This window comes from Oleiphilus sp. HI0080, assembly GCF_001635135.1.
This window is the reverse complement of sequence record NZ_LWFU01000813.1, coordinates 1-11,142: the sequence shown is the minus strand read 5'-3', so window position 1 is coordinate 11,142 and position 11,142 is coordinate 1. Positions and strand designations below refer to the sequence as shown.

Genomic DNA, 11,142 nt, shown 5'->3' with positions numbered 1-11,142 from the left:
CGAGATAGAGCGTTTGCTGTGTGCTGATGCTTTGCTCGGATTGCTTGAGCTGATTCAGTCGTGCTTGTTGCACGGCAAGATCTTGCTGCTCTTCGATGAGTTCTTGTTTGAGTTCAAGATATTGAAGTTTCGAGCCGTAGGATTTCTTACGCAGAGTATCGAGCGCATCTACCCTTTCCTGAATCACGGGTATGACTCGTTGTTTCTTTTTGATTTCACCTTGCGTCATGCTTTGATCAATTTGCAGTTTTACACGCTCGTTTTGGAAGTTCGCAAGCTGCGCGGCGACTTCGGATTGTTCTTGTAGAAGTTGCGCGTGTTGTTGAGTAGATAGTGGTTGAGTGGATAGTGGCTGCGTGGATAGTGGATGAGGCAATTCTTCTACTGCGGGGTCTGACCCCAATGCATTGGGGTCAGACCCCGGGGCAATGTTCGCTGAGCTAAGAAACTCGGATAATAGCTCCAAACGCTGCAGGTTTTGGCGCACACCAGCCAGCTCCGCTTTGAGGCTTTCGTACTCGGCTTTCGCGAGTTGAGCATCAAGCTCTATCAGCACTTGGCCTTGCTCTACGAGCTGGCCCTCTTTAACGTGAATTGCTTTGATGCGCGCCGTTTCAAGAGACTGGATTTGTTTTACTGACTCAGTTGGAATGACCTTGCCTTGTGCGACAGCAACAATATCGACCTTTCCAAACCAGGCCCAACACGCAGCCACCACAAACAAGAACATGATCAACCAGATGATTAATCTACCGGCGCGAGAGCTGGGTGTTTGCTCGACTTCGATTGCCGCAGGCAAGAATGCGTTTAGATCGTTTTGTGCAAACTTAGAAGCGCTCATGCTGATACCTCGCTGCTATTTTTATTGCCATTGCTCTTATTAACTGCCTCAGCTGAACGACTTTCTGAGCGAGCAGCACTCGAAGAACTGGACGAGAAGCTAGCCGAATAACCGGGAAAGGCGTCTTGCTTTGGCGCTTCTCTGAAGTTGGGCACATAACTTTGATGACGATGCAGCTTGGCGTAATAGCCGTTCTGATCAATGAGCTCGTCATGCGCGCCGCTCTCAACAATTCCTCCCTGATCGACCACAATAATGCGATCTGCACCACGTACAGTGGAGAGCCGATGCGCAATGATGAACACCGTTCGGCCTTGGCAGATCTGGCGCATATTGTCCTGAACCACCCGTTCGCTTTCATAGTCGAGCGCACTGGTTGCCTCGTCGAATATAAGTATTTTGGGATTAGTAATCAGTGCGCGGGCAATCGCAATACGCTGCTTTTGTCCGCCTGATAATGATGCGCCTTGCTCGCCGACCATGGTGTCGTAACCTTCGGGTAACTCAAGAATAAACTCGTGCGCACCCGCCAATTTGGCAGCTTGAATTACCCGCTCTATCGGCATGCTTGGGTCAACTAAGGCGATATTGTCTTTGACAGTTCGATTGAACAAGCGGCTTTCTTGCAGCACCACACCCACCTGCCGGCGCAGCCATGCGGTATCGACCTGAGCCAGATCAACACCATCAACCAGAACCCGACCGGATTCTGGAACATACAAGCGCTGAATGAGCTTGCTAAGGGTGCTTTTGCCCGATCCGGAGCGACCAACAATGCCGATCACCTCTCCGGCTTGCACATTGAGTGACAGCGCCTTTAACACCTCTGGACGATCAGGCGCATAACGAAAACAGACCTGATCAAAACACACATCCCCGTTAATCGCGGGCAAAGTACTGCGGTTTGGATTGTGCGCCGGCTCAGTGGGCGAGTTTAATATGTCGCCTAGCCGTTCGATCGAGATACCGGCTTGTTGGAAGTCTTGCCAAAGCTGTACCAGCTTGAGAATCGGCGCACTAACGCGCCCTGCAATCATGTTAAACGCAATCAACTGGCCAACCGTGAGTGCGCCGGCAATCACCAAGCTTGCGCCCACCCAAAGGATCAACACAGTCACTACTTTGTTGATAAAACCTGCACACTGGCTCGCAATATTGCCAAGGTTATTGGCTTTGAAAGATGCGCTGACGTACGCCGCGAGTTGCTCCTCCCACTTGCGCTGCATCTGCGGCTCTACCGCCATCGCTTTGAGCGTTTCTGCGCCAGAGACCGACTCCACCAAAAAAGCCTGATTCGCTGCCCCGCGTTGAAACTTCTCGTCCAAGCGTTTACGCAAAATAGGCGTGATGTACGCCGATAACACGATATAAAACGGCAACGAGCCAAGCACAATCCAAGTGAGCGTTGGGCTGTAATACCAAAGCACAACGAAGAACACGATGGTAAAACCAAGATCGATCACCAGCGTCAATGCTGAGCTAGTTATAAACTCGCGGATGGTGTTTAGCTCGTGCACACGCGCGACTGTCGTACCGACCTGACGGTTCTGAAAATATGCCAACGGCAAATGCAGCAAGTGCTTGAACAGCTGCGCACCGAGAGTCACGTCGACGCGATTCGTGGTATGGCTGAACACATAGTTGCGCAAACCATTGAGCACCACATCAAACAGGGATATCACCAACAAGCCAAAACAAAGCACATCGAGCGTCGTGAGACCCTGATGCGCCAAGACCTTATCAATCACAACCTGAAAAAACAGCGGTGTGATCAAGGCAAAGAGCTGAATAAAGAACGAAGCCAACAATACCTGATACAAAATCTGCTTATGCTTGACGATGGCGGGGATAAACCAGGAGATGTCGAACTTACTCGATAAACCGGGCAGCAATGCACGCTTGGTGATGAGTATCGCCTCGCCGCTCCAGTGTTCCAAAAATTCCTCTATCGTCATCGTTGAAGCAGGCTGCCCAACGAGATCATAGGCTTGCAGTAAAACGTTGCCTTGCGACGATGACACGCTCGCAAGCACTTGATAGCGTCCGTTTTGCATTCGCACGATGGTGGGAAGCGGCAGAGCGCTTATCGCTTTTAGGCTCGGCTTGCTTAACTGCACACATTTCGCTTTCAACGATAAAGAAGCCGCTGCTCGTAATAGCGTTTGCGTGTCGAAGGTCTCTTTTTCACAAGCCCCCAAGCCGAACGCATGTTTTAACTGGGTATGACTGGCAGAAATTTGGTGAAAATGCGCCAGTGTCAGTAGGCATTCAAGCCCACTATCCATTTGGGCAGAGGTGGTTGGTTCGGACGAACGCGCTCCGTGATCGCAATCCTTTTGCAATGTAGTCTCCTAGGCAGTCATATCCGTTGACTGCAAACATCCTTGTTTGAGTGTCATTTCTGACGCGCAAAGTGTAACGGACTTTCTCCCCAGCGGAAATACGCTGATGGCGGTTTGTTTCAAGCAGAAAGGCGCTGCGGTGGTACACTTCGAAAAAATGGCCGTATACAAATTAAGAGCGGTAAGAGAGTGTGTAAATGAATATAAGCGCCGATTTATTCGATAGTGGTTTGATCTGGTTTGCCAATGCGCTCGCCATTCTCGCTTTGATTCTGGCTCTGTTCTTTATTCACTGGCGAGCGATCATCGAGGATACCCGCGTTCAGCATGTCATCGGTTTTTGTACTATTGCCTTAATGATTGCATGGTCGTTACGCGCGGGCATTTCGGATGGGCTGGGTATCCACTTTTTTCTCATCACCGCCGTCCACTTGCTAATGGGATGGCAACTCGCGATTTGGGTTGCCGCACTGGCGATCATCGGCACCATCATACTTGGACAAGAATCTCCCGAGGGCTTTGGCATTAACATGCTCGTCTCGGTGATGGTCCCATTACTAACAAACTACACCGTCTGGCGTTTGCATGATCGCAGCAGCGCCACGCATCCGTTCTCGTTTATTTTTCTCGTGGCGTTTCTAGGCGGTGGCATATCGGTCATTGCCAGCGGTTTGGTGATGACCCTGATGCTCTGGACTTTAGACATTTATACTTTTGAGCACATCTCGAATGAGTTTTGGATTTTTATTCCGCTCATCGCATTTCCCGAGGCCACCATCAACGGAATGATCATTAGCATCTTGATTTTTAATCATCCTCACTGGGTGCGACTCTTCGATCAAAATCGCTATTTAGGCAAACATTCTTAGGCGAAGAACTGGTCTCGATCAATAGGTTATTGTTACGATGAAAGGATGTCCCAGTCGCCTTTCATGTCTACTCGTTTAACCATGCCCATTGTATACATACTCGCAACCCTGTTTGCGCTTTGCGTACCGGTGAACAATGCCAAGGCAGAGGAACAACTCGCGCCGCACTTTGCGTTCTCAACCTACTTTGGTTCGGGTATTTATAGCTCTTCAGGCAATGATGTCACAGTGTTTAATATCCCATTGGTATTCGACCCGGATTGGGATGACATTGACTATTTGGAAGACGTTCACTTGCGCATTCCCATATCAGTGGGTCTGGCTAACTTTGCATATGATGAGATTGAAGAAACCAGACCTCTTGAAGATGCGTCTACCATCACCGTAGCCTTGGGCCTAGAAAAAGACTACTGGGATAGCAAAAAGCTGAAACTCGTACCATTTTTTGATATCGGATACTCCGAAGACTTATCGACGCACAACAGGGCCATGACCTTTGCCGTGGGCACCAGCATTTTCCGCTACACGCGCTTTTGGGGTGAACAGCAACTGATCTACGGCAAGATTCAACACGCAGGCTTTTCAAGAAAAGAAAGCCGCTCGCAAAATTTTAGCTCTCTACAAATTGGTAGTGATTTTAAGTTTCCCGAGCGCTTCGGTTCGGGCCGCTTATCGACATTTATGACGATGTACTTAACCAGTTACTTTTACATGGTGGGCATCGAGTTTGAAGAAACCAATATCACGCCGCTTCAAGACGAGTGGGTTCACGAGGCAGGCTTTACCTGGGGCTTGGATGACCCCATCGAAACATCGGTTGCGAATGTAGAACGCATCGGCCTAGGTTATCGTTTTTCTGAAAAAAGCCCCGGCGCCGTGCACATCACCTTCAACTTTCCGCTCGATTAACAATGTAAGAACTAACTAAAAGTGACGAGCGGGCTTAAAAGCCACCGACATTTGATGATTAGTGCCAAGCGCAAACTGCACAACATAGATGATATTTGGATCGTATTGCGCCGGCGATTGGACGCGTACAGGCCCAATGCTATGTTGTTGACCCCGCTGTTCCCAAGTAATCACAATATCGTTTTCTTCGAGTTCTCGCGCATGAAAACCATTCATACACATTGAGCGATGGAGAATAATGCCGCAGGCAAACTTACGATGAAATTCAGTTACCTCAATCTGCATATTCCGAATATCATCATTGGTAAGATTGAGAATTTCGATACCGTTGAATCGCAAGGCCGACTTGGACGTTAAGCTGCTTGCACACGAAGTCATCAGTAAAAAACAAACCAAAATACAGAGGCATCGCAGTGCCCTAACCCGAAGCCTAGCCGCTTGATGCAGCATTATTGCTCGGCCTCTATCTTCAATAGCTCTTGCTGCTCTGGCTTTAGAGAGGCCTCTAGAGATGGCTCTTCCGAGTCGGATACCAGATCAATTTCCAACTCTGCTTTATCCGTAAAATACTCTGGCAACTCGGCCTTAATAGCCGGCGCGAGCTTCTTAAATTCACTCACTTGTTTCACCAAGTTGGCCTTCCCGCTCACCAGCTGCCCTTCTGCCTTCACGTAGGCTTCTTGGGCTCGATCGAGACCTTTTTTCACTCCCTCAAAACTCGACAGAAAGGTATTCAGCTTTTTGAATACGCCATCGGCTTTTTTGGCAAGCTCAGCGGTATGCTTGTTTTGATCTTCATATCGCCATAGCTGTCGGACGATATTGAGACTAGTAAGCAAGGTCGTCGGCGTGGCGACCAAGACATTATTGACAATGGCTTCCTGAAACAGCAACTCATCGGCCTTCAATGCTTCAACAAATGCCGATTCAATGGGCACAAACATAAAGACAATTTCAGGAGAATTCATACCCGGCAACTTGTAATAATCGCGATCAGCAAGTTCGGTTATTCGATCACGCATCGAGCTAACATGTTCTTTTAGGGCAAGCGCGCGCTCGGTCTCATCATCCGAATTCACAAAGCGCGTATACGCATTGAGTGATACCTTGGCATCGATAATGAGATGTTTGTCTTGCGGCAAATACACAACGGCATCAGGTCTTTGACGACCCTCTTCCGTATTGAACGACACTTCACGCTTATAGTCTTTACCCAGCTGCAACCCAGAGCGTTCAAGCACATTCTCCAGCACCAACTCACCCCAGTTACCTTGCAGTTTTTTCTGACCTTTCAGTGCCGTCGAAAGCTCGTGCGCCTCGGTGGTCATTTTAAGGTTAAGCTCTTTCAATGACTCGAGCTCTTTTTTCAGCTCAGAGCGCTGCATAGTCTCGCGGTGTACGTTGTCATCAATCTTCTTTTTAAATTCTTCAATCGAGGTTTTAAAGGGGTTGATCGTTGCACTTAAGCTCTCTTTATTCGCTTCCTGAAGGGCTTTTGAGTTGCTTTGTAGAATCTCGTTGGAAAGCTGCTGGAACTGAAGTTTGAGCTCTTCTTTTTGCTTATTGAAGGTTTCAAGTTCTCGCTTATGGCTCGCTTCTCGCTCTTCCATCGAGGTATTCAGGCGCTCGTAGTTCGACTCTGTGTCACGCAAGCTCGCGCGGGTTTCGTCTAAGTGAAGCGACAATTTATCGCACTGCTCCTGCAAACCCTTCGCTTGCTGAGCGCGCTGCTCGGCGAGCACTTCAAACTGTTTTGACTGATCGCGAGAATGAGCCAGTTCAGATTTAAGATCCGTCAGCTCTTCACGCAGCAGGAGCTGGCTCTCATCCATGCGTGCCTGAAGCGCTTCGAGACTTTCACGCTCGTGCTCATAGCGGGTTTTTATTTCTGCTAGCTCCAGTTCCAAGGCTTTTTGCTGAGTTGACGCCTTCAACTTTGCCAGAACAAATCCGACCAACAAAGACAAACAAACAGAAGAAGCGAGCACTGCAATAAAAAACGTATCCATAGCTGATAGCAAACCTAAATGAAAAGGGAGTGTCCGAGATTGAGGCAACCGATAACCAAGATTGTACTGGTTTTAATCTCGGTTATCTTTAGCAAATAACGCATGGAACGAAAATCTACTGCCACACCCCAGACTGGTAAAATGTCTGCAGCTGCTGCCGAACACTCTGCATACTTTGGTGGTAGCCATGTTGCTGCAACCACTCGTCGTTATAGTAGGTATCGAGATAACGATCCCCACGATCACATAACATCGTGACGATCGAGCCGCGCTCGGCCTGCAACTTCATTTCAGATGCAAGCTGATAGGTTGCGTAGAGATTGGTTCCGGTTGAACCACCTACTCTTAAGCCCAGTAAATCGCTCAAATGTCGCATCGCAGCATAGGATGACGCATCCGGTATTTTCATCATCCGATGCACGACAGAAGGTATGAACGATGGCTCGACTCTTGGACGGCCAATACCTTCAATTGCAGAACCGCGATCATGTGTGAGTCCTGCATCACCGGTTTGATAGTAATCATAAAACACCGAATGCTCAGGATCCGCCACGCACAATTTGGTGTTTGCACCTTTGTAATTAATGTAGCGCCCGATTGTTGCTGATGTGCCTCCTGTTCCGGCGCTCATAACAATCCATGTTGGCTCGGGATTTGGCTCACATCGCATCTGATGAAAAATCGAATCTGCAATATTGTTATTGCCTCGCCAATCTGTCGCGCGCTCCGCGTTGGTGAACTGATCCATGTAGTAGCCCTTTAGCTCGCGGGCAAGGCGTTCTGATTCGGAGTAAATCTCACTGCCTTTCACTAGGTGACAGCGCCCGCCATAAAACTCGACTTGGGCTTGCTTATGCTTTGAGGTGGTGTCGGGCATGACCGCGATAAAGGGCAAACCAAGTAGCCGAGCAAAGTACGCCTCAGAAACAGCTGTACTACCTGAAGAAGCTTCAATGATGGTGGTGTCTTCTCCGACATATCCATTCGCCAACGCATACAAAAATAATGAGCGCGCTAAGCGGTGTTTGAGCGAACCCGTCGGATGTGTGGATTCGTCTTTTATGTAGACCTGGATATCCTGATAACTATCCGGCATCGGAACCTGAAACAAATGCGTGTCAGATGATCGCTGCATTTCGGCCAAGATCAATTTAATCGATTGCTGAACCCAGCTCATATAAAAACCTCCAAACGCTTCTTGTAATTTAGGCACTCTTTAGTTTGAAGGTAGCGCCCAACAAAGTACTATACACCATGTTTTCAACGAATTAAGTAAGCTCCCATGGCAAACGTTCTCACAGACAAACAAGCGCACTTTAATAAACTGATCAAGCTAGCAAGCTGGGCTTCTGTGTGCGTCGCAATCCTATTGCTGCTGATGAAAATTTACGCCTGGTTTTCGACCGGCTCGATTGGCGTACTTGCCTCTTTGGTCGACTCTCTTTTGGACTTGCTTGCCTCGCTCATCAATATGTTTGCGATTCGCTATGCCATGGTGCCAGCCGATAACGAACACCGCTTTGGACATGGTAAGGCAGAGTCTTTGGCGGGGCTTGGGCAGGCGCTATTCATCTCTAGTTCGGCCCTATTTCTGATTATCTACTCGATTGAACGCATGGTGAATCCAAGCGAACTTCGCTCTATCGAAGTGGGCAGTGTCGTGGTCGGCATCTCGATTCTATTAACCTTTGTTCTGGTTGCCTTTCAGCGCTTTGTCGCGAAAAAGACCGGCTCACTTGCCATCAAAGCGGACTCGCTGCATTACGCGTCCGACTTACTATCAAACACGGGCATACTTATCGGGCTCGTTCTTTATCAGCAGGGTATCGTGCAGGCAGACCCAATTATCGCGCTCGCGATTGGTATTTATATTTTGAAATCCGCGTGGGATATTGGCGATGAGGCGATGCACCATCTGCTAGACAGAGAGCTTCCTGAAGAAGAGCAAACGCAGATACTGGCGATTGCCAACGCCCCGGCGGAAATTCTCGAAGTACACGACTTGCGCACACGCCAATCAGGGCGGACCAAGTTCGTTCAAATGCATCTGGTCATGCAAGGCTCAACACCGCTGAGCAAAGCGCACCAGATCGGAGAGCAAATAGAAGCGGAGATTGAAGACGCGTTTCATGATGTCGATGTATTGGTCCACTTAGACCCACACACAGAAGCCGTGAATGAGCTGCCTTAGCCGCGCATTTTCTCAAGCATGCTCTTCATCATCTCATGAATGGTTTGGATCGCCTTTAACGGCCGGACCATCACTTTAAACTCGGTAATCTGGCCTTGCTCGTTCCAACTGATCATGTCGACACCATTCACCTCAATGCCATTGACCACTGTTTGAAACTCCAAAATGGCATGATCGTCAGCGATGGTTTCGCGCACGTACTTAAAGCTCTCATTAAAGAACACCACAAACGCGGCCGATAGATACATGCTCGTAATGGGCTTGCCGTTTTGAGGGGTGTGCACCACCGGGGAATAGAACACAACATCATCCGCCAGCAAGGTGTTTAAGCCCGAAGGATCTCTGCTTGCTAACAACTTATGCCAGTGCTCAACCGCACTCGCGGGGTGCTTCTCAACCTGAGTCATGCTCTTCTCCGAATCGATCATTAAAGTCAAAACAGTCTTTATACTGTAAAGATAAAGCACTATAGCAAAGCCATTTATCGCTATTCCAGATCTATGGCTGAATTAGACTGTTCTATGCTGTATAAAAGAACACACACTAAAACTTCATCAGGTGCCGAAGCAAGCTATGCCTTTACCCGAATTTATTGCCTCCATATGGATGGATGTTATCGCTGTATGCTGGTTTTTACTTTGCTTCAAAGGGTATAGCGCATATACCCGACGCCGTGTTCATGATACGCCCTGCCTCGCGAGTCTCTTGTATCTGGCCCGCCTAGACTGGATGAATGAGATGCTGGAGCGCGAGATTCGCGTTGCAGATAACACCGCGATCGCCAATCTTGAGCGCAGCGTTTCATTCTTTGCATCCACGACGATGCTGATTTTAGCGGGCTTACTGACAATCCTTGGTTCAACAGACAAAGCGATAGGCCTGCTTGAAGATCTGCCCTTTGTGATGCCAGCGACACGTGCCGAATGGGAACTGAAATTTCTACTGTTGATTGTGGTTTTCGTATACGCCTTCTTCAAATTCACTTGGAGCTTGCGGCAGTATGGCTTTGTGACAGTGATGATTGGCGGAGCGCCGGTGTGTTCGCGCGAAGAAAAACCAAAAGAGCATCGGGTGCTTGCAGAGCGGCTTGCGAAGATGGGGTCGATGGCGGCACATAACTTCAATATGGGACTAAGAACCTATTACTTCTCAATCTCCATATTAGCGTGGTTTATCAATCCGATTCTCTTTATGGTGGCGGCAACCAGCATCGTCTTTGTGCTGTATCAACGTGAGTTTAAATCGTCGACCTTGCGCACCTTAATGCAGAGTAAAACCATTGATTTAAAACGAACGCCAGATTTGTAAACAAGGTGTTTACCAACCTTCAAGGAAAGGAAGACCTTCCAGGTTCAAGCCTAAGGTGGCCCAAGAATAACCCTCGGTGTGCGTTGCCGTGATCGAAACAGTTCGGTATCGAACACTCAGCTCTAGCCCCAACTGCTCAATGCCGTTTGGATCTGGGATCGTAAAGTTTCCTGCATCAAGAACATGCCAAGAAAAGCCAAAGTCGACCCCCCAATGCCACGTTGAATTTGTATAAGCTACATTATACTTGTGCCCTTTGCTCCCGTGCCCGTAGCGAAAAGTGGCACCTGTCATTTGAGCACCTTCTTTGTTGAAATAAGACAAACCCGCGTAGTGCGCGATACCGATGACGTTGTCTTTATATAAGTAGGTGTAACGAGGCGTCCAACCAACACCGTCAAACAAATCCCAATCCCAAGCAGGCGTAGTTCGGGTTTCATCTTGCTCAGCAAACGCAAGGCTAGAAAGCGCAAAAGCACAAACGAAAATCAAGGGTCGTAAAACGAGATTTGAAAAGTCCATTAATCGAATAGTCTTATAAGCAAAGTTATAGGCGTGAAAAGAGTACACAAAGCGCTTACCCAAACCAAGATGCAAAGTGCGTATTTGTGCGCAAGTTGTCCATCGTGCGCGCATTTGTTTTAAACCGTGCACGAATCTGCGTTAAGATTCA

The 11,142-nt window shown here is 48.5% G+C and carries 11 protein-coding genes; 4 read left to right on the top strand and 7 right to left on the bottom strand.

The genetic code is table 11. The features are described 5' to 3' along the window. The coding region (locus A3751_RS16625) for a biotin/lipoyl-binding protein (RefSeq protein ID WP_156492559.1) at window positions 1-841 on the bottom strand (841 nt) is incomplete at its 3' end. Beyond that, a complete protein-coding gene (locus tag A3751_RS16620) occupies window positions 838-3,183 on the bottom strand; it encodes a type I secretion system permease/ATPase (protein ID WP_304439044.1) in 2,346 nt (781 codons plus the stop codon). The genes A3751_RS16620 and A3751_RS16625, both read right to left, overlap by 4 nt. A gap of 197 nt (window positions 3,184-3,380) precedes the next feature. On the opposite strand from A3751_RS16620, the gene A3751_RS16615 reads away from it, so the two are divergent. After that, entirely contained in the window at window positions 3,381-4,052 is a 672-nt protein-coding gene (locus tag A3751_RS16615; protein WP_068458039.1) for an energy-coupling factor ABC transporter permease, read from the top strand. 45 nt (window positions 4,053-4,097) lie between these two features. Continuing rightward, window positions 4,098-4,961, top strand: a complete 864-nt coding sequence (locus A3751_RS16610; RefSeq protein WP_156492558.1) for a hypothetical protein — start codon at window positions 4,098-4,100, stop codon at window positions 4,959-4,961. A gap of 15 nt (window positions 4,962-4,976) precedes the next feature. On the opposite strand, the gene A3751_RS16605 is transcribed toward A3751_RS16610, so the two are convergent. From A3751_RS16605 to A3751_RS16595, 3 genes are all read right to left on the bottom strand, one after another. Further along, entirely contained in the window at window positions 4,977-5,339 is a 363-nt protein-coding gene (locus tag A3751_RS16605) for a hypothetical protein (RefSeq protein ID WP_156492557.1), read from the bottom strand. A 71-nt stretch (window positions 5,340-5,410) separates the two neighbouring features. After that, a complete protein-coding gene (rmuC, locus tag A3751_RS16600; RefSeq protein ID WP_082863334.1) occupies window positions 5,411-6,970 on the bottom strand; it encodes a DNA recombination protein RmuC in 1,560 nt (519 codons plus the stop codon). Between the two features lie 115 nt (window positions 6,971-7,085). After that, window positions 7,086-8,147, bottom strand: coding sequence for a PLP-dependent cysteine synthase family protein (locus tag A3751_RS16595; protein WP_068458034.1), 1,062 nt, complete (start codon window positions 8,145-8,147; stop codon window positions 7,086-7,088). A 105-nt stretch (window positions 8,148-8,252) separates the two neighbouring features. On the opposite strand from A3751_RS16595, the gene A3751_RS16590 reads away from it, so the two are divergent. Beyond that, a complete protein-coding gene (locus A3751_RS16590; RefSeq protein WP_068458032.1) occupies window positions 8,253-9,161 on the top strand; it encodes a cation diffusion facilitator family transporter in 909 nt (302 codons plus the stop codon). Here A3751_RS16590 and A3751_RS16585 read toward each other — a convergent pair. Then, on the bottom strand, window positions 9,158-9,568 hold the full coding sequence (locus A3751_RS16585; RefSeq protein WP_068458044.1) for a nuclear transport factor 2 family protein: 411 nt from the start codon (window positions 9,566-9,568) through the stop codon (window positions 9,158-9,160). The two genes, A3751_RS16590 and A3751_RS16585, sit on opposite strands and share 4 nt — an antisense overlap. A gap of 166 nt (window positions 9,569-9,734) precedes the next feature. Between A3751_RS16585 and A3751_RS16580 the strand changes: the two genes are divergently transcribed. Further along, window positions 9,735-10,469: a DUF599 domain-containing protein gene (locus A3751_RS16580; RefSeq protein ID WP_068458042.1), complete on the top strand. Its 735-nt coding sequence runs from the start codon at window positions 9,735-9,737 to the stop codon at window positions 10,467-10,469. Window positions 10,470-10,478: 9 nt separating this feature from the next. Here the strand turns inward: A3751_RS16580 and A3751_RS16575 are convergent, their stop codons facing one another. After that, window positions 10,479-10,991, bottom strand: a complete 513-nt coding sequence (locus A3751_RS16575; protein ID WP_156498311.1) for a hypothetical protein — start codon at window positions 10,989-10,991, stop codon at window positions 10,479-10,481. Window positions 10,992-11,142 lie beyond the last annotated feature (151 nt).

Bases quoted from the DNA above. Each gene is read 5' to 3' on its own strand.
- A3751_RS16615 (WP_068458039.1), top strand. From the start codon at position 3,381: ATGAATATAAGCGCCGATTTATTCGATAGTGGTTTGATCTGGTTTGCC.
- A3751_RS16610 (WP_156492558.1), top strand. From the start codon at position 4,098: ATGTCCCAGTCGCCTTTCATGTCTACTCGTTTAACCATGCCCATTGTA.
- A3751_RS16605 (WP_156492557.1), bottom strand. From the start codon at position 5,339: ATGACTTCGTGTGCAAGCAGCTTAACGTCCAAGTCGGCCTTGCGATTC.
- rmuC (WP_082863334.1), bottom strand. From the start codon at position 6,970: ATGGATACGTTTTTTATTGCAGTGCTCGCTTCTTCTGTTTGTTTGTCT.
- A3751_RS16595 (WP_068458034.1), bottom strand. From the start codon at position 8,147: ATGAGCTGGGTTCAGCAATCGATTAAATTGATCTTGGCCGAAATGCAG.
- A3751_RS16590 (WP_068458032.1), top strand. From the start codon at position 8,253: ATGGCAAACGTTCTCACAGACAAACAAGCGCACTTTAATAAACTGATC.
- A3751_RS16585 (WP_068458044.1), bottom strand. From the start codon at position 9,568: ATGACTCAGGTTGAGAAGCACCCCGCGAGTGCGGTTGAGCACTGGCAT.
- A3751_RS16580 (WP_068458042.1), top strand. From the start codon at position 9,735: ATGCCTTTACCCGAATTTATTGCCTCCATATGGATGGATGTTATCGCT.
- A3751_RS16575 (WP_156498311.1), bottom strand. From the start codon at position 10,991: ATGGACTTTTCAAATCTCGTTTTACGACCCTTGATTTTCGTTTGTGCT.